Origin of the sequence: Ochrobactrum sp. RH2CCR150 (assembly GCA_014138095.1) — a bacterium.
In the GTDB taxonomy this organism is placed as follows: Bacteria; Pseudomonadota; Alphaproteobacteria; order Rhizobiales; family Rhizobiaceae; genus Brucella; species Brucella gambitense.
Genome location: JACGXE010000021.1, coordinates 1 through 18282 on the forward strand (window position 1 = coordinate 1; position 18282 = coordinate 18282).

An 18282-nucleotide genomic window follows, 5' to 3' on the forward strand; every position below is an offset into this window, starting at 1 on the left:
AGGTCCGCGTTGCATTTGCGCTCGACTGCTGTGACCGGGAAGCAATCGCTCATGTGGCCACGACAGAAGGCATCAAGAGCGAAGATGTACAGGATATTGTCATCACGGCGGTAGAAAACCGCTTCGGGCGCATCAATATGCTGGCAGAGCCCATCCAGTGGCTTACCGACAATGGTTCATGCTTCATTGCGAAAAACACCGCGTCCCTGCTCCGGGATATCGGTATGGAACAGTGCAGAACACCAGTGCGCAGCCCGCAGTCAAATGGAATGGCTGAGGCTTTCGTCAAAACATTCAAGCGCGATTATGTCCGGATCAACCCGACGCCGGACGCCGAAACTGTCATGGCTCAACTGCCATCATGGTTCGAGCACTATAACAATCTTCACCCGCACAAGGCTTTAGGATATCAATCTCCACGAGAGTTCCTGAGCCGAAATGCTCAATCCTGAAAATGTCCGGTTTTTATGGGGCAACTCCACAACCGCACCACCGAAAATTACCCCACATATTACACCAACGACCAAGCGAGCGCCCATCTCCCGTCTGCTTCGGGGAAAAGTATAAACAAGTGACACCACTGCCCCTGCAACTGCACCTGCCACTTTGACGAACCATGTCGATGCGACGGCAGAAACAAGCATATCGTTCAAATTGTTCATGAAAATCCCCAATATTGATCAAGCGCCTTGAGCTTCCACACTCTTGACGGTGCTAAGCAACGGGCGGCCGCGATCTGCAATGGACGGCAGGAGCTTATTTTATGCTGGAGACGTGCAGTACCACATACCCAGAACGAAAAACCCCGCGAGCAAGAGCGCCTGCGGGGTTACAAATAATTAGCTCTGGGCAACCGTTGCTCAGGGCCAACACTTCTTCGACCATACCGAATGCTTACACATATACCGTTACGCAGTCAAGGATTATTTTCCTATTTTGTGTTGTAGCAGTTAAGATCGCTATTCTAGCAGACACTTAAGCAATCGACACGCCCGAGCGGCGGCTTCACCTCAATGTTGTAAGCCAGCATGATAAATTAGCGGGCAACTTCATGTTTCTGCTTGCTTTTCACTATTGTCATTAAATTTTTGCTCATTTGTCGGCTGGCAACCAAACGTCAACTTCCACCCACTAGGCTCGTGGCCTATTAGTTTGCTATAATAAAAGAGCAAGTTCAGTGCATTTCCCAATTCTCTAGTGCCGAAGTCAGAGTTTATGCGTCACACGGCAGACAAAGATTCCGGAAAAAAGCAGCGGAAACCCTTCCGGGTTTCACGCCTGATTGGTCTCGACGCCTGGATCGATTCAGGCCTGTACAATCTGCATTTCCGCCTGGGCGAATGGTGGGAAAACATCACCATCTTTTCGCGCCGCTTTCGCGTGCGCGGCTTCAGGCGTTTTGTCGTCGAGGTTCTGGACGAAGGCTTTACGCTTGGCGTTGCGGGTTCCGTTGTGCTGCTCATGCTGGCGCTGCCCGCTTTCGAGGAGACCAAGAAAGACTGGCGCGCGCAGGATGACTATGCCGTCACCTTCCTCGACCGTTACGGCAATGAAATCGGCCAGCGCGGTATTCTGCACCGTCAGGCCGTCCCCATCGACGAATTGCCGGATCACGTTATCAAGGCAGTTCTGGGCACGGAAGACCGCCGCTTCTTCGACCATTATGGCATCGACTTCTGGGGCCTGAGCCGTGCACTCAGCCAGAATATGCGCGCCAATGGCGTTGTGCAGGGCGGTTCGACCATCACCCAGCAGCTTGCAAAAAACCTGTTCCTTTCCAACGAACGCACGCTGGAACGCAAGATAAAGGAAGCCTTCCTCGCCCTGTGGTTGGAAAGCAATCTGAGCAAGAAGGAAATCCTTCAGCTCTATCTCGACCGCGCCTATATGGGCGGCGGCACATTCGGTATTGCAGCCGCTTCCGAATTCTATTTCGGCAAGAATATCAAGGATGTCTCGCTTGCCGAAGCCGCTATGCTGGCTGGCCTTTTCAAGGCGCCAGCCAAATTCGCGCCGCATGTCAATCTGCCTGCCGCGCGTGCACGCGCCAATGTCGTCTTGTCCAATATGGTGGAAAGCGGTTTCCTGAGCGAAGGTCAGGTCGCCGTTGCTCGCCGCCATCCGGCAAGCGTTATCGACCGCGCCAAGAATGAAAGCCCTGACTACTTCCTCGACTGGACCTTTGACGAGGTCAAGCGCGTCGCAGGGAAAATACCGCAGCACACACTGATCGTTCGCACCACATTGGACAGCAATATCCAGCGTGCAGCAGAGGAGTCGCTCGAATATCACCTGCGCCAGTTCGGCAAGGAATATAATGTGGCGGAAGCTGCAACCGTCGTTCTCGCCAATGATGGTTCAGTGCGCGCGCTTGTCGGCGGGCGTGACTATGGCGAAAGCCAGTTCAACCGTGCCACCCGCGCGATGCGTCAGGCAGGTTCGTCCTTCAAGCCCTATGTCTATGCGGCAGCGATGGAAAAGGGCCTGACACCCAACACCATCGTTTCGGATGCGCCGGTCAGCTGGGGCAACTGGTCGCCGCGCAACTACGGTCGCAGCTTTGCGGGCCGGGTTGATCTGACGACGGCGCTCGTGCGCTCGCTGAACAGCGTGCCGGTGCGCCTTGCCAAGGATTATCTGACCACCGCGCCGGTCGTGGCGCTGACCAAGGCCATGGGCGTGGAATCGCCGATTTCATCGCATAAGACGATGGTGCTCGGCACATCCGAAATGACGGTGATGGATCAGGCCACCGGCTTCAATGTGTTTCCAAATGCCGGCATGGCAGGCAATCGCCACGCCTTTACGCAGATCGTTTCTTCGGACGGTCGCGTGCTGTGGGATTTCACCCGCGATGCGCCCAAGCCGCACCGCGCCTTGTCGGAAAAGGCAGCCTTTGAAATGAATTCGATGCTGGTTCAGGTGCCGGAACGCGGCACAGGCCGTCGCGCCGCGCTGCCCATGACGCGCGTTGGCGGCAAGACCGGCACAACCCAGAACTATCGCGATGCATGGTTTGTCGGCTTCACCGGCAACTTCACGGCAGCAGTCTGGTTCGGCAACGATAATTTCACGCCAATGAAGGACATGACCGGCGGCATTCTGCCTGCCATGGCCTGGCAGCGCATGATGTCCTATGCGCATCAAAACGTCGAACTGAAGCCGATACCCGGCGTGACGCCGCCCTTCCCCGCGCCACCGAAAAACCCGGTGCCGCAGGTGGCCAACGCCAAGCCGGAAGAAACCATGGCTGCGCCGCCGCGGGTTCTTTCACCCATGGCAACAAAGGTTCTCAAGGAGTTGCATGAGCGTTTCATGGCCGCACCGCCTCTGCCAAAGATTGCCGAGCGGACCAAGATTTCAGTACTTTGAGGATATAAGCGCGCAACCCATGCTTAAAACCATTCTCAAAGCCGCTTTTGTACTGGCGATTGCGCTCGGCGGGGGCATTTTCAGCGTCCATTTCATTCTCGACCGCTTCAACGGTTTCGGGGAATTGCAGGTTGGCGCATGGACGGCGTTTCCCGACGACGGAACGGCTGATGCCGACCCCTATTCCCGCGCTCGCTCGGCCCGCAAGGCCTATCTGGCGCTTGGCACAGCGGAAGGCTTACCCTTCTATGCCCGGCGCGACAGTAGCGGGCGCGACTTGCAGCGCGGCTGCACCTATCGCCTGACGGGAGCCACGCCACCGGCGCGGTTCTGGACGATCTATCCGGCGGCACCCAACCTCAACCCGATCAGGCCGCGTGATGGCCTGCAAGCAGCACTTCATTCACAGGAAGTCCTGTATGAAGATGACGGCAGCGTTTCCATCACCATCGGCCCCGATGCCCGCACCGGAAACTGGTTGCCCGTCGAAGGCCATGGCGGGCTCGTTCTCGCCATGACGCTCTATGACACGCCCGCCGCAAGCTCGTCGGGCCTGTCTGATCTCGTCATGCCTGCCCTTGTGCGCACAGGGGATGACTGCCATGGATAGCAATCATGGGTAGTTTCATCCGCCTCATCCTGCTTGGTCTCGTCGGTGCGGCCATCGTCCACATCTGTGTCCTGTTGCTCGTTCCGGTTTACTCGGACACGAATGCCTGGGCGCGCATTGAAAATGCGACGACCCCCTATCGTTTCTTTGCACTTGATGAAAAGAAAGGCCCGGTCAGCGACCGGGACCCGCTGGTCAAGGAAGCGACCTGCCGCTTCGATCTGGCGGATGGGCCCGTTCATATGACCACCACGGGCATTGTCCCCTATTGGTCCTTGTCGATCTATGCACCAAACGGCGACAATCTCTACAGCATCAACGATAACGTCTCCAACGAGCGCAAGCTCGATCTCATCATCGCGGACCCTGTCGGCATGGCGAGCCTCAAGGCGGACGGTTCGCAGATCGATGCGCAGTCTCTGGCGGTTGAGCAGAATATCGGCGAAGGTGCCGCCGTTCTGCGTGTCTTCATGCCGGATGCGACCTGGAAAGAAGAGGTGCAACGCTTCTTCGACGCGGCCCAGTGTGCACCTTTCGAGGGCAGCTGAATGCGGCCTGCCGCGATCCCAAATCTTCTGCGGCACGGTTAATGAGTTGCTAAGGCTTCGTGCCTATTATCCGGTGTGCTGACCATTGCGGGGACCTTGATGGCAGTGAGTGTATGCCTACCGGAGTATTCTGCGTGACAAATGATCAGTTCCGCGCCCTGGAGGAAATTTCAGGCAACCGGAGCCCGTCGAATTCAAAAGCGGGGAGCAAGGCGGACGACCTTTTGGCGGCCGCTATTTCTGCGTTTGCCGGTATCACGCGCCCCGGTCGTCAGGACATGCAGCAGCTTGAAGATCTGGTGATGCCGCTTTTGCAATGCGCGACCACACGCGGCAAGCGTCATGCGGCCAATGCCCTCTCCCAACTGGAAGAAGCCCCACGCCGCGTCGTGCTGGCACTTGCCGCCGAGCCGGTGGAAATCTCCGCCCCCATTCTTTTGCGCTCGCCGCTGTTGCGGCCGGGCGACCTGATCGATCTTATCGGCCAAAACGGCCTTGCCCATGCCCGCGCCATTGCCCGTCGCCAGTCCGGCGACATTCTGCTGCAAGGCGTGCTGCGCAGCTTCGCCGATTCGGTGATCGACCGCACGCTGACGCTGCAAGACAACCTTGCGAACATCGAAGCCGAGCCGCTTGAAAAACCGCAAATTCCCGATCTGTCGGCAGCCAAAGCGCCTTTGATGAGCGGCGGCAGTTCGGAACGTCTGGCGCGTGCGCTGCAGCAGCCATTCTTCAATGCGGGAACCCTGCTCGGTTCCGACCGGCTGATCGAGACCTCGCTTCTGATCGACAGCCAGTTTTTCCGCAATGCATTGGCTGATGCGCTTGATCTGTCGTTTGAGCGCGCCGATGCCGTTATCGGGAAATGGCCGGAATCGCATCTGCCTATCGCGCTAAAGGCGCTTGGCCTGCCCGCCGCCGAATGCTTTTTGGTGATGACCGCCGTTCTGGGTACCATCGACACAGACCGCGACGGCCTGCGCGAGTTCGTGCATATCTACCGCTCCATCGACCGGGAAAAAGCCATGGCGCTCGTGCGCCGCTGGAAAGCCGAGGATATGTCAGCCATGCTGCGCAGCAAACTGCGTGAAATGGCCGATGATGACGAGCCGCTGGCGGATGCCGCCAATAGCGATGCACCCGCTGCGGATAACCGGCTCGTCAAGTAAAGTTAGAAGGTCTCGCCGTCCTACGCGATGGCGAAGAACAGAGACGCATCAGCCACATCTTCCAGTTCGACCAGCCAAAGGTCAGGATCGAAGCGGATTTCCCGCTGCATCCGGTCGCCTGCCGCCATGTCGTCGGCATCGTGGAGAATACGCAGGAACTTGCGCTCGCCATCATTGTCTTCCTCATAGGACGTCTGCGGCGCGGGCGAATAAAGATCGCACCTGCCGAAACGTGAGCTGACCTTGATGAAGATCGCGCCCGCTTCCGTCGATCCGCGCCGGGCAAGATAGGCAAAGCCGTCCTCGCCCTGCACCCGGCGGATCAATGCAGAAACCCAGAAATCCGATGTCAGTCGCATGGTCGCGTAAATACTTTTTTCTTACGCATTATCCGACGCAAAACCGCTTCTCACTTTTGCTGGAAATGCTTCTAGCTGATGAGCCCGATTTCACGCATCTTGGCGATGAGCGTGGAATCAATTTCGCCTGTCTGACGCAGGTTGAACAGCTTCTGGAATTCGCGAATGGCGGATTCCGTCGCCTTGCCCTGCTGGCCATTGACCGGCACCATATCATTGCCGAAAGCTTTCAGCCCGGCCTGCACGCGGATGATATCCTGCGATGAGATTTTCTCCGCCGGGCCTGCCGCAGCGACAGTCGGTTCCTTCTTTTGAACCGGTTTTTGATAGGCTGCGAGATCGGGCTTCGTCTTTGCAGGCGTCTCGCTTTTCAACACAGCCGGTTGCTCGGATAGTTGCGGACGCGGCGTCGGCACGGCCACCACTTCGATAGCCCTGGCAACCTCATCCTGTTGAGCAGGCGTCGGGCTTTCGACCTGTGCTGGAACACTAGCTTGCTGCACGCCGAGCTTTTGTTGCAAGGCGCGCCAGCGATCCACAGCCTCACGGGTCTGCGGGCCGGTAAATCCATCGACCGGGCCTTTATAAACGCCCAGCATGGAAAGACGCTGCTGCAGGCGGGCGATCTCCAGATCGGCATTGGGTGCGAGCGCTGGCAGCATATCGTCCGTCGCGGTGACATGCATGCGATCTGCCGACAGGTCGGCATCGCTCACGCCCTGCGCGGTCGTATTGCCGGTAGGCTGCAGTTCGACTGTTGCAGTCTCGACGGGCTTTGCTCCCGGCTGACTGGCGGCGGCGTTGCCCGGCAGAACCGCACGCGGCGTCGGCTTGAAAACAAAATCGGGCCTTGTGCGGAAGAACACGGCATTGTGCGCCTCCGGCTGATACCAGAGCGCGTTGGCGGAAACGAAACTCATCACCACGAGAAACGCCGTCGCCCCGCCGGTCAGAACCGGATTGCGCACGACAAAGTCACCGGCAACGATGGCCAGTGCCGAGGCCGAGTTGAAGAAGAATTTAAGGAGCCGCGCCCCCAGACTACGCTGTTTTGCGGGTCTGCGTGTGGATCTGTTCTGCGACCCGCTCTGGGTTCTGCTCCCGGTCTTCGTCGTTCTGCCAGTCATTGCGCCTTTCTCCCTGGTGACGGTGCATGTCTATCACCGTGCCAAGTTCCTGTTGTTCGTCATCTCCCGCGAGATAGTGCGGACCCGCCACCGGAAGGCGGACGGTCACGACCGTGCCTTCGCCGGGACAGCTCTTGAGGTTCATCGATCCCTGATGCAATTCCACAAGGCCCTTGACCACCGATAGTCCAAGGCCGCTTCCTTCCTGCGCGCGCGTATAGCTGTTGTCGGCGCGCACAAAAGGCATGCCGATGCGCTGCAAGTCTTCCGGCTCGATGCCGATGCCGGTGTCCGAAACGCTGATTTCCAGCATGGCGCGACCGTCAGCCATGACACGGGCGGCGTCGATGGTGACGCAACCGCCGGTCTCGGTGAACTTCACGGCATTGGCCGCCAGATTGAGCAGGATCTGCTGCACCGCGCGACGATCAGCCGTCAGTTCGCCAACGCCGGTGCCAACGCGATGACAGAAGGCAACGCCCTTCTTTTCTGCCTGCGGCAGCAGCACGGAGGTGCACATTTCTACCGCGTCGCGGAAGGCAAAGCTTTGCGGCGCAATACCGTAAGTGCCGGTCTCCAGACGCGAATTGTCGAGAACCGCATTCACCAGTTCCAGCAGATAATGCCCCGACTGGTGGATCAGACCGGCATACTCGCGATGCTTTTCATTGGCGAGCTGGCCGCCCACCCCATGCGAAAGCATGTCGGAAAAGCCGATAATGGAATTGAGCGGCGTGCGCAGTTCATGGCTGACCGAAGCAAGCAGACGGCCCTTGCCGACGCGCTCCGATTCCAGCTCGGCCTTCAAGGTTGCGATTTCATCCAGAAGCTTTTGTTCGCCTTCCAGCGACCGCCCGACCAACGTGATTACGCCAGCGGCATTCAGCCCTTCCAGACGATAGGCGCGGAAAACCGAGCTGCCCGCTTCGATGGAGCGCAAACGAATATCGACACAACGGGACGCGATGCCTGAACGCAGATCGGCCAGAAGCGACAGATATTGCACGCGGTCGGCTACGTGAACGCGGTCGACCAGTGCTGTCGCCTCCAGCATTTTTGGCTGCATGCCAAGCAGCTTTGCGGTCTTGTTGCCAACAGATGCGATGACGCCTTCTGCATCGAGCACGAACTGCACGTCGCCTTCGGCAACAGCGACTTGGGGTGCGACAGCTTCGCTATGCTGCGGCTTGACGGTTAGACCCACGCTGCGTGCGACAAGGCTTGCTGCATAAAGAACCAGCACTGTGACGGATGCCAGCGAACCACCGGCGATCACGCCGCCGCTCGTCGCCGCAAAAGCGCTGACAATGGCAAGGGCCGCAGCAGCGCCAGCAATTGCGGCGGCAGGCTTGCGGCTGACAAGCCAGATTTCCAGCGGCAAGGCGGTTGCCATCAGCCACAAGGCGGCATCGCTGCTGGAGACCATGCCAATGGTAGCAAGCCCAGCGCCATAGGCGGTGAAATTCAATGTTCCAAGAATGGCAGCGCTCAATCCCATCAGCGAGAGAGCGCAGAAAATCATCGCCATACCGACAAAGCTGGCAGCAAGAATGGCAAATTCTGTCGGGTTCGACGCAAGGCCGGATGCCAGCACGGCAGCGACAAGCAGCACCGGCACGGCAATGACCGAGCCGACAACGCGCATGGCCGTCGCATCGGGCTTGATCACCCAGCGGCGACAAAAACGTTCGTAAAAACGGCCGAGCGTCTGCACGCCAGTGCGAACGGTCTTAGCTGCTTTCAAAAGAATGGCGTTCAACGTGCCCTACTCACTCAAACTCATACACATACTCATCAGCCGGCAACATTCTGAAGGGAACATTCCCGGCGATGATCAGATTGCAGGTGAGGCTTTAAGGAAACGATAAAACGATGCCCATGAATGCAGATAAGCATCATCAGGGCCGTGCTTTTCGACCTATGGTAAACAGAGGGTAGCGATCGCTTGTACGAAAGCGCGAAGATGGCACAATCTTCCGCCTCGCAACCCACACATCACAGAATTGCGAATCGCGCGGTTACGGAATCTTTTCGATTTCATCGGACATTGGCGACATTGTTCGATTAATTAAAGGCGTGCAGCAGCAACAAGGCCATGATCCGTTTCCTCATCAAATCCGCATTCTGGCTATCGCTGGCATTCATTGTAATGCCGCGCTTTTTCCCAGCGGAACAGGAAAACAAAAGCGCCGAAAAGCCTGTTGCTGTTACACAGACGCGCGGTGAGGCACAGGGTGTTGCGAACGGTGAGCGGAGCACCGTGGATCAGCTTTTGGCCAATGGTAAAACGGCCATCGAGATCGGCAAGCTTTGCGTGGACAATCCGAGTTTCTGCGAGAATGGCACGTCGCTGATTTCCAGCGCTGGCAGCGGTTTGCTCAAGGGCAGCGGCCAGATGCTCGATTATCTGAGCCAGCGTTTTGGTAACAAAAAGGAAGCGCCTGTTGATGCGCAACCCGTAGCCGTCGCCGAAAAGCCCGAAATGACGGTCTCCGAAATCCTGTCCGGGCAACCCGCTTCTCAAACAAGCGGTTTGAGCACCATCCCGATCCCGACCTCACGTGCGGCGGCCTTGCGGGCGCTGGATCGCCGGACCACGGGCGCGATCCCTGCAAAACAGTGATCTTTCCCGTGACCTCGCCGCCATTCATGACTATATAAGCGGCACAACACCGCAAAGATGGCATTTCAGGCGAGTATCATGACGACCACAATCGATAGCATCATGTCCGACTTCGAATTTCTCGACGACTGGGAAGATCGCTATCGCTATGTCATCGATCTCGGCAAAGATTTGTCGCCTTATCCGGACGACGCGCGCGATGCGGAACATAAGGTTCAGGGCTGTGTCAGTCAGGTCTGGCTCAAGACCATGCCGCATAGCGGTGCAGACCCAGTGATCGAGTTTCTGGGCGATTCCGATGCGCATATCGTGCGCGGCCTCGTCGCCATTGTTCTTGCGCTCTATTCCGGCAAACGAGCTTCGGAAATCCTCGCCATCGAGCCGGAAAGCGTGTTGAAGACGCTCGGCCTTGACGAGCATCTCACGCCGCAGCGCTCAAACGGTCTGCGCGCCATGGTCGCCCGCATCCGCCGTGAGGCGGAAGCGGCAAAGCTTTCAGCTTAACAAAGCTTCCACCGACAGAGCAGCTGCAAGCAGATGCTTGTCGGTGCCGCCGCGTGCGGTCAGCATCAGGCCTGTCGGCAGCTTCATGCCCGGCATCGGCAGCGTGATGCTGCACAGGTCGAACTGATTGCCGACCTGCGTGTCGCGCAGCGTCAGTCCTTCCACACGATCATATTCGTCCTCGTCGTGGCTGACAGACTCAATCGTCGGCGCGACAATCGGCGTGGCAGACGTGGCGAATGCATCAAAGCCGTTCAACCGCTCATCCATCTCGCGGATCAGCTGATTTCGGGTTGCCACCATGGCTTGATAAGTCTCGTCCGGCACTTGCAGGCGCACCGATAGCGGACGCTTCACGCGCAGATCGACATTGGCGTCAGGGTCGCGCAGCCATGTGTCGGCATGAACACGGCTTGCCTCAATGCCGACAATTGATCCGGACGTACTTGCCTCACGCCAGCGCTGGATCAGATCATCCAGCATGATATCGACAAGCTTCACGCCTGCCTTTTCGAGCGACGCCAGCGACGCTTCGAAATGCGCAGCCACATCCGGTTCCATCGCGTCAAGAAGGTAGCCCCTCGGCACCGCAATCCGCAGATTGGAAAGCGTCACAGCATCAGGCAGAACCGGCGCTTCGCCCGCCATCACGGCATCGGTCAAAATGGCATCGGCCACGGTCCTGGTGAGCGGCCCGATGGAATCGAGCGACGGCGCCAGTGGAAAAGCGCCATCCAGCGGAATACGCCGCGCCGTTGGCTTGAAACCGACAATACCGTTCAAGGCTGCTGGAATGCGCACCGAGCCGCCCGTATCCGATCCGATGGCGATTTCGCTGGTACCTTCAGCCGCCGAGACCGCCGCACCGGACGACGAACCACCCGGAATGCGCGTCGGATCGACGGCATTGCCCGGCTCGCCATAATGCGGATTGAGACCAACCGGCGTGAACGCAAATTCAGTCATATGCGTCTTGCCGACGATCACCGCGCCCGCATCGCGCAGACGCTGCACAATTGTCGCATCCTTGATCGCAGGTGCAGCTGTACGCCGAACGACTGATCCTGCCAGCGTCGGTTCACCCGCAACATCGAAGAGATCCTTGATCGAAACTATGCGGCCATCCAGCGGACCGAGCGCCTGACCCGCCTGAAGGCGCGCATCGGCGGCATCTGCTTCCGCCCGCGCCCACTCCGTATAAATCTTGCTGAAAACACGCTCGTGATCGCTGCGGGCTTCAAGCCGCGCCAGCACAGTTTCCAGCCGATCCCGGATAGTCGACGACATGCAAATTCTCCCCATTTTCCCCGCCAGTTCGCACCGGCTTTATCCCCTGCGATAAGGTGACGTTCGGTCACTGTCAATCAGCGCTTTCTGGCCCCGCTTGAAATGACCGTGCGGCAAAACAGTCGCGGATTGCAGGCATGGCTTCCCGCGCCGTTTGGGTGGCAGGCCCACCATTCGGATAGGCCAGCACCAGTCGCTGGCGCAGCGTTTCGTCTTCAATTGGCAGGCACACGACCTTTCGTCCATCATGGCTGAAATCATGGCCGGGCCGCGTGAAAAGCAGCGACACGCCAAGGCCATTCGCCACCATGCCGCGCACCATCTCCACCGATGTGGTCCGCAGCACGATATTGGGCGACAGACCCTGTTGCCAGAACGGCACCAGCAAAAATTCGCGACTGAGCGGCAGATCGACAAGGATGAACGGATAGCGCGCCAGTTCGGCCAGGGTCACGCTCTTCTTTGTGGCCAGCGGACTATCCGGCGGAAGCACCGCATGCGGTGCGTAAGACAGCATGGTTTCCCATGTGACCGTCTCCGGCAGACCCACATCATAGGTGATGCCGAGATCGACAATGCCTTTTTCGAGCGCTCGCGCCATGCCTTCCAGATCGAACTCGCGCAGCTTCACGCGCATATCGGGAAACACCTGCTTCAAATGGCCCAATATGCCCGGAATGCAGACCGGACCCAGCGTGCTGAAATAGCCAAGCGTCAGCCGCGCTGCGCCCTCGCCCTTGCCCGATACGGCAAAATCTTCAGCACCCGCCAGTAGCAGCCGCGCTTCTTGCAGCTTGCGACTGCCGAAAGGTGTCAGCTCCAGCCCCTTGGCCTGCCGCCGCTCAAAAAGCGGTTGTCCGAGATCCCGCTCCAGATCGCGGATTGCCGCCGATATGGAGGGCTGCGAAACGTTAAGCTTTTCGGCAGCGCCCGTCGCGCTGCCAGCCTCGGCGGAAGTGACGAAATAGTGGAGTTGGCGAAGCGATATCATTAAAGGATTTTCCTATAATGACTGCTCGATTTCAATTCTTTTTCCGCTACTGAACTGCGTTTAGCCTCCCTTAAATTAAACAATAAGGGGATACGAACATGTTCAACGAAAGGGCTCCTTGCCTCGACGGAATTCGCGTTCTGGATTTCACGCGCGTTCTGGCCGGGCCGTTCTGCACGGCCTTGCTTGGCGATCTTGGTGCGGAAGTCATCAAAATCGAAAGTCCGGAAGGCGACGATTACCGCCACATCACCCCCGGTACAGCCGATGGCGGCGGCCTTTTCCTGCTGATGAACCGCAACAAGAAGAGCATCTCCATTGATCTGCGCAAAGAGCGCGGACGACACATCGTCCGCGAACTGGCAAAGAATGCCGATATTATCGTGGAGAATTTTCGCCCCGGCGTGATGGATCGGCTGGGTCTTGGCTATGCCGAGCTTGCCAGAGACAATCCGCGATTGATCCATGTCGCGATTTCCGGCTTCGGTCAGCAAAGCCCGATGGGCAATCTGCCAGCTTACGATCTCGTTGTGCAGGCAGTGACCGGCTTCATGGATATTTCCGGTGAACCCGATGGACCGCCCATGATGACCGGTGAATCCGTTGCCGACCTGACAGCCGGGCTTTTCGCGTCCTGGTCGGCGCTGGCCGCACTTCTTGCCCGCGAACGCACCGGCAAGGGCCAGTTTGTTGATGTCGCCATGTATGATTGCCTGTTCAATCTTCTGCCTGCAGCACTGACCCAGCAGCTTTATGGCAGCAAACCGCCGAAACGGGTTGGGAACCGCCATCCTTTGAGCGCACCTTTCGGCGTCTTTGCTGCAGCGGACGGATATCTGACGATTGCCGTTTTGAGCTCAAAACAGTTTGCCGGTCTGGCGGAGGCCCTTGGCCAACCGCAGCTTGCGACCGACGAACGTTTTTCCACAGCGACAGCGCGCAACGACAACCACGCCAAACTGAAGACCATCATCGAGACGTGGAGCACGGCCCTGCGTGTCGAACAGGTGATCGACGCCTTGCAGGCCCATGACGTGCCCTGCTCGCCGGTGCTTTCCGTCTCCGATGCGACCGGCAGCGAACAGGTGCGTGCGCGTGGACTGCTGCCGGAAGTCGCCTCGACCAGCGGCCCGGTCCGCGTTCTGCGCCAACCGGCCAGGTTCTCCGGCATGGATTGCCCCGCCCCCACACCACCGCCAGCACTGGGCGCTCATGCCGCCGACATATTGCATGAAAAACTGGAACTCTCTGCCGAGGATATCGAATGCCTTGTGCGTGACGGCGTGCTGCACGGCCTGACACTGCAACCGCAGCCGCTTTTGAAGGAAACCAACCATGACGCATGATTGCCTGCTGACCGACGAACAACGGATGATCCGCGACAGTGCGCGCAGCTACGCCCGTGAAAAACTGGCCCCGACCGCAGCCATGCGTGATCGCGAACACCATTATTTCCCGCGCACCGAAATGCAGGAACTGGGAGAACTGGGCTTTCTCGGCATGCTGGTTGCCGAGGAATGGGGCGGCGTTGCAACCGACCATCTGAGCTATGTGCTGGCGCTGGAAGAAATCGCCGCCGCCGATGGCAGCATCGGCGCGATGATGGCGCTGCATAATGGTCTCATTTCGACACCTTTGCGCGTGCATGGAAGCGACCGGCAGAAAGAACTCTATCTGCGCCCATTGGCGGAAGGGCGCTTCAACGGCGCATTCGGCCTGACCGAACCGGAAGCCGGGTCCAATGCTTTTGCGATCCGCACCAAGGCTGTCAGGGTCGATGGAGGCTTTCGTCTCACCGGCGCAAAACAATTCATGTCGAATGGCAAATCCGCCGATATCGCCATTATTTTTGCAGCAACGGAAAGCGATGATCCGCGCCGTCGTATCACAGCGTTTCTGGTTTCCCCGGCTGCACCGGGCTATGTCTGCGTGCGCATCGAAGACAAGCTCGGCCTCGCCGCGTCGGAAACCTGTCAGGTGCAGCTTGATGATGTCTTCGTCGCTGACGACCACGTGCTCGGTGAAGTCGGCGGCGGCTATGCCTTGGCGATGAGCACGCTGGAACTCGGTCGCCTTGGCATCGCGGCGCAGTCGCTTGGGCTCGCGCAGGCGGCCTTCGACCATGCCCATGCCTATGCGCTGGAACGCCAGACATTCGGCAAACCCATCATCGAGCATCAGGCGGTCGGTTTCCGGCTGGCGGAAATGCAGACGCAGATCGAGGTGGCCCGCAGCTATCTGCATTATGTCGCCCGGTTGCGTGATGCCGGCCAGCCCTGCAAGACGGAAGCCGCGATGGCAAAACTCTTCGCCTCCGAGATTGCCGAGAAAGTTGCCTCGGAAGCGATTCAGGTTCACGGAGGCTATGGTTATCTCAAGGACTTCGCCGTCGAACGTATCTATCGCGATGCCCGTATCTGCCGCATTTACGAGGGAACCAGCGATATTCAAAAGCTGATTATCGCTGGTTCCCTCGCTAAGAAAAGCAAGGCGGTGTGACCAGTCCGCGCGCGGCCTCAGCCCATTTGAGGCCGCGCTGCCGGGCGGTAACCATCCGCACCCCAATGCAGCACCACGCCCCGGCGACGGTCGCTTTCGCGCGGCGGGTTGTAATGTCGGTGAAGCATGGCGAGGGCCGTTTTCAATACGACCTTGCCGGAGCGCACCGGCCATTGCCGCTCGCGCTCCACGCGCTCCAGCCCTTTCAGGAAACAGCAGACATCAAGCAGTACACCATTCAATTCCGGCCCGACCGCCTCCAGCGCCCGCTCCACCCGCATTCGACTGGCAAGAGCAATATCGGTCAGTTCCGCCATGCCGCCTGCCCCACTGTGCCCGCCGCCGCCCACGCCGATATCCCAGCGCGATGTGATTGACGGCATTAGCGATCCCCGCGTGAAATCCGCCCGCAAGCGTTCCCCGGCGTGGAACTCATCCTCCGATATGAAGGCATTTCCATCCGCGCCCTTGCGTCGATAGAGCATGGCCAGCGGCGATTCCGCCAGATTAACCTCGACCGTCTCACCCGATGCCAGTTCAACCGGCGTTGTCACCCGAGTGGCACTTGCTATTGGTTCGCGCCGCGTCTTTCTGGTGGATCTTGCGCTCCCACGCCCCTTGCCGGAAAGGGCCAGCTTCTGACCTTCCATCTGAAGCAAACCCTTGCTGCACATGGCGGCCATTTCACCCCGGGCAACAGCAATCGACCCCTGCTCGCCGACCAGCAGCATATGCGTCTCGCGAACCGAATCCTGCATCTCGCAGGCCCCTGTCTTCAGGAAACGCAGCACGCGCATTTCGGACGTCGAAAACTGTGTGGTCATGCCGCCATCCTCCAGGTCGAAAAAGCCGAATTCACGATGCGCTCAAAGGCGGTCACGATGGCGTCGAAATCGACATCGTCGCGCATATCCTCCACGAGGTGGCAGGCATGCATCACCGTCGTGCGATCTCGCGCAAAGCCCACCGCAACCTCACGCATCGCCAGACCGAACGATGTATGCGCCACATACATCCCGATCTGCCGGATGCGCGCCACATTACGCCGACAACGCGTCGGCGCGCGCAGCTCCTTGCCGTCCACACCGAACGACGCCACCAGAAGGTCGATCAGCGTCTCGCACAATTGCACACTGTGCTCCTCCCGCTCCCGATCCGTCGTTCCTTCAACCGTGTCGAGAAGAAGGGGCCTCTCATGCCGGGCCGCGATCAACCGCAACGCTTCAAAAGCATCCGCCCGTGTATGAATGACATCCGATAGTTCCAAAGACATTCATCTTCCCTCATCTGAATAGGAATATCTTCTTATAATGAGGAAATTGCAAGGGAGGATAAGTTTGCGGGATAGACTTTGGGATGGTCGGAGCGGTACCGCTAAAGAACGCTTTTCGCTATCCATGCTCGCGAGATACGGCGACCATCCAGCCGACACTTCCTATCAAATTGCTTTCGATAGAGATTTTCCCTATCCGTATGCGTGCGCACCAACACAAATAATAAACGGCATGGCTGCGCGCCCGTCAAATTGTCTTCTCAGGTTGTAGGAATATTATCCACACCATTCAGAATTCACCCATCCTGTTTGCATAAACAAACAAGGATGACGTTCATGAAAATAGCGCTGGAACAGGCCCGCAAAACCTTTCTTACTGAGCGTGAACGAGACCGGATGAGCGCCATGCAACGTGCGGCTCTGCAAATCATGGCGGGAATCGACATTGACCGGCTTGAGCAAGCATCAGAACCGGAAACGCAGCAGGCGGTGCGCCGCCTGACACGACTGATCGAGCGTGAGCGCCTCAAGGGCACCAACGGCCACTGGAGCTACGATCTCAATCGCCACATCGCCCTGAAGCAGGCGCTCGACAGGCTTGAAGGCAAAGAGCGGCTTGGCGCTTGCGACGCGGCGCGTGGAGCACGACAAGGTTACGGTCAAAGAAGAGGCATTCATACGAGGGGGTCGAACGGCAGTCATAAGCAAAGGTGCGAGATTGCATGAGACGACCCGCGCCATTTCACAAAGATAAACTGCGCGACGGGATATTCGTCAAAACAGTTACCCCTGAAACGCAAAGAGCGCGCCCTGTCCTGCCGGTAGCAGATCGGGCACGCTCTTAATTTTTCAGTCCAGCACATCGTTACACAAAAACCGCTTCACAGTTCTCGCGATGCGCCGTCAGGATCGCTGATTAAGCGCCCTTCGGCTTGCGGCCGAGACCCATCTTCTTTGCCAGACGCGAACGAGCAGCAGCATAGTTCGGAGCAACCATCGGATAGTTAGGATCGAGATCCCACTTTTCGCGGTACTGTTCCGGGGTCATGCTGTAGTGGGTCATCAGATGACGCTTCAGCGACTTGAACTTCTTGCCGTCTTCGAGGCAGATGATGTAGTCGTCATGAACCGACTTCTTCGGGTTGACGGCAGGCTTCGGCTTTTCGACGACAACTGGCGCTTCTTCGCGTTCAACGTGGCGCTTGAAAGCAGCGTGAACATCTGCGATCAACATCGGCAACTCACCCGCACGAATCGAATTATTGCCAACATAAGCAGCGACAACATCCGCGGTCAGGCTCAGAAGCAGTTCTGCGCTTTCGTCGTGCGTATCCAGATTTTCCATCGGTTTTCCTTTTATTACTTCTTATCGTTTTGTTTTTCCGCAACTTTCGGCATCGATGACACATCTGAAGTCGTGATTGCGTATCTCAGAACTTTGCCTAGCTCATTTATGACCGCACTTAACAACTGCTATCGTCTTTTGCAATAGAATTGTTGTGCGAAACTACATTAATAATAGCCTATTATTCTTCACGCCACAAATAAAAAGAGTGAAAACAAAGCCTTTCCATGGAAATCCAGCCTCGGCGATTTCATCGGCTCAATCGTGACGCGCATCGTTTATTGCCGATAAAGCAACCGTTTATAGTCTTAACGTACGGCACGCTTAGTTTGTATAACCAAAATCAACAACCGTCTTTTGCTTGTTGCTATGATCTGACGAGTCGAAACAAACACATTTCACCAATTGCAGCACTGCCTCTAAAATCGGGCGCGAAAAAGGCATAACTTAAATATATTTCATTGAAATCAACTCGCTTTCGGCGATGCCCGAAACTATATATGCATCAACATCCGCCTTAAAAAGGGTCGTTAAAGTGACCCGCAACAATTTGAAACAATGTTCGTTGGATTTCT

At 57.7% G+C, this 18282-nt stretch carries 18 protein-coding genes and 1 pseudogene; 10 read left to right on the forward strand and 9 right to left on the reverse strand.

Annotation, left to right across the window (positions count from 1 at the left end; translation table 11 throughout):
- The coding region (locus FHW03_RS23950; RefSeq protein ID WP_182522944.1) for an integrase core domain-containing protein at nt 1–452 on the forward strand (452 nt) is incomplete at its 5' end.
- On the opposite strand, the gene FHW03_RS26170 is transcribed toward FHW03_RS23950, so the two are convergent.
- Nucleotides 402–662, reverse strand: coding sequence for a DUF6107 family protein (locus tag FHW03_RS26170; protein ID WP_377515630.1), 261 nt, complete (start codon nt 660–662; stop codon nt 402–404). The two genes, FHW03_RS23950 and FHW03_RS26170, sit on opposite strands and share 51 nt — an antisense overlap.
- Nucleotides 663–1215: 553 nt before the next feature.
- Between FHW03_RS26170 and FHW03_RS23955 the strand changes: the two genes are divergently transcribed.
- The 4 genes from FHW03_RS23955 (at nt 1216) to FHW03_RS23970 (ending at nt 5699) form a co-directional block, all read left to right on the forward strand.
- A complete protein-coding gene (locus FHW03_RS23955; protein ID WP_182522945.1) occupies nt 1216–3372 on the forward strand; it encodes a penicillin-binding protein 1A in 2157 nt (718 codons plus the stop codon).
- Between the two features lie 19 nt (nt 3373–3391).
- The gene (locus FHW03_RS23960; RefSeq protein WP_182522946.1) at nt 3392–3982 is read left to right on the forward strand and encodes a DUF1214 domain-containing protein; all 591 of its coding nucleotides are present in this window, start codon (nt 3392–3394) and stop codon (nt 3980–3982) included.
- A gap of 5 nt (nt 3983–3987) precedes the next feature.
- Entirely contained in the window at nt 3988–4530 is a 543-nt protein-coding gene (locus FHW03_RS23965; protein WP_182522947.1) for a hypothetical protein, read from the forward strand.
- Nucleotides 4531–4664: 134 nt separating this feature from the next.
- On the forward strand, nt 4665–5699 hold the full coding sequence (locus FHW03_RS23970; RefSeq protein WP_182522948.1) for a DUF2336 domain-containing protein: 1035 nt from the start codon (nt 4665–4667) through the stop codon (nt 5697–5699).
- 20 nt (nt 5700–5719) lie between these two features.
- Here the strand turns inward: FHW03_RS23970 and FHW03_RS23975 are convergent, their stop codons facing one another.
- The 3 genes from FHW03_RS23975 to FHW03_RS23985 all read right to left on the reverse strand — a co-directional run bounded on the left by FHW03_RS23975 (nt 5720) and on the right by FHW03_RS23985 (nt 8944).
- Nucleotides 5720–6058 (reverse strand): DUF1491 family protein, encoded by a 339-nt coding sequence (locus FHW03_RS23975; protein ID WP_182522949.1) that lies wholly within the window; start codon nt 6056–6058, stop codon nt 5720–5722.
- A 71-nt stretch (nt 6059–6129) separates the two neighbouring features.
- Nucleotides 6130–7185 (reverse strand): peptidoglycan-binding protein, encoded by a 1056-nt coding sequence (locus FHW03_RS23980; protein WP_182522950.1) that lies wholly within the window; start codon nt 7183–7185, stop codon nt 6130–6132.
- A complete protein-coding gene (locus tag FHW03_RS23985; RefSeq protein ID WP_182522951.1) occupies nt 7100–8944 on the reverse strand; it encodes a HAMP domain-containing sensor histidine kinase in 1845 nt (614 codons plus the stop codon). The genes FHW03_RS23980 and FHW03_RS23985 overlap by 86 nt, the downstream gene beginning before the upstream one ends.
- Before the next feature lie 336 nt (nt 8945–9280).
- Here FHW03_RS23985 and FHW03_RS23990 point away from each other — a divergent pair, with 336 nt between their 5' ends.
- Together FHW03_RS23990 and FHW03_RS23995 are read left to right on the forward strand one after the other, a co-directional pair.
- Nucleotides 9281–9808 (forward strand): hypothetical protein, encoded by a 528-nt coding sequence (locus FHW03_RS23990; RefSeq protein ID WP_182522952.1) that lies wholly within the window; start codon nt 9281–9283, stop codon nt 9806–9808.
- 78 nt (nt 9809–9886) lie between these two features.
- A complete protein-coding gene (locus tag FHW03_RS23995; RefSeq protein WP_182522953.1) occupies nt 9887–10312 on the forward strand; it encodes a SufE family protein in 426 nt (141 codons plus the stop codon).
- On the opposite strand, the gene FHW03_RS24000 is transcribed toward FHW03_RS23995, so the two are convergent.
- Together FHW03_RS24000 and FHW03_RS24005 are read right to left on the reverse strand one after the other, a co-directional pair.
- Nucleotides 10304–11599: an amidase gene (locus FHW03_RS24000; protein WP_182522954.1), complete on the reverse strand. Its 1296-nt coding sequence runs from the start codon at nt 11597–11599 to the stop codon at nt 10304–10306. The genes FHW03_RS23995 and FHW03_RS24000 overlap by 9 nt on opposite strands.
- Nucleotides 11600–11672: 73 nt before the next feature.
- Entirely contained in the window at nt 11673–12590 is a 918-nt protein-coding gene (locus FHW03_RS24005) for a LysR family transcriptional regulator (RefSeq protein WP_182522955.1), read from the reverse strand.
- Between the two features lie 98 nt (nt 12591–12688).
- Here FHW03_RS24005 and FHW03_RS24010 point away from each other — a divergent pair, with 98 nt between their 5' ends.
- Together FHW03_RS24010 and FHW03_RS24015 are read left to right on the forward strand one after the other, a co-directional pair.
- Nucleotides 12689–13936, forward strand: a complete 1248-nt coding sequence (locus FHW03_RS24010; RefSeq protein ID WP_182522956.1) for a CoA transferase — start codon at nt 12689–12691, stop codon at nt 13934–13936.
- Nucleotides 13926–15089, forward strand: a complete 1164-nt coding sequence (locus FHW03_RS24015) for an acyl-CoA dehydrogenase family protein (RefSeq protein WP_182522957.1) — start codon at nt 13926–13928, stop codon at nt 15087–15089. Before FHW03_RS24010 ends, FHW03_RS24015 begins: the two co-directional genes overlap by 11 nt.
- Nucleotides 15090–15106: 17 nt before the next feature.
- Here the strand turns inward: FHW03_RS24015 and FHW03_RS24020 are convergent, their stop codons facing one another.
- Together FHW03_RS24020 and FHW03_RS24025 are read right to left on the reverse strand one after the other, a co-directional pair.
- Nucleotides 15107–15913, reverse strand: coding sequence for a DUF6456 domain-containing protein (locus FHW03_RS24020; protein ID WP_182522958.1), 807 nt, complete (start codon nt 15911–15913; stop codon nt 15107–15109).
- Nucleotides 15910–16356 carry a helix-turn-helix domain-containing protein gene (locus FHW03_RS24025; RefSeq protein ID WP_182522991.1) on the reverse strand — a complete coding sequence of 149 codons (447 nt, stop codon included), beginning with the start codon at nt 16354–16356 and terminating at the stop codon, nt 15910–15912. Before FHW03_RS24025 ends, FHW03_RS24020 begins: the two co-directional genes overlap by 4 nt.
- Nucleotides 16357–16698: 342 nt before the next feature.
- Between FHW03_RS24025 and FHW03_RS24030 the strand changes: the two are divergent.
- Nucleotides 16699–16971, forward strand: a pseudogene (locus FHW03_RS24030) (cytoplasmic protein); the annotation flags it as partial.
- A 307-nt stretch (nt 16972–17278) separates the two neighbouring features.
- On the opposite strand, the gene FHW03_RS24035 reads toward FHW03_RS24030, so the two are convergent.
- Nucleotides 17279–17707 (reverse strand): MucR family transcriptional regulator, encoded by a 429-nt coding sequence (locus FHW03_RS24035; RefSeq protein ID WP_182522959.1) that lies wholly within the window; start codon nt 17705–17707, stop codon nt 17279–17281.
- Nucleotides 17708–18282: the final 575 nt, after the last annotated feature.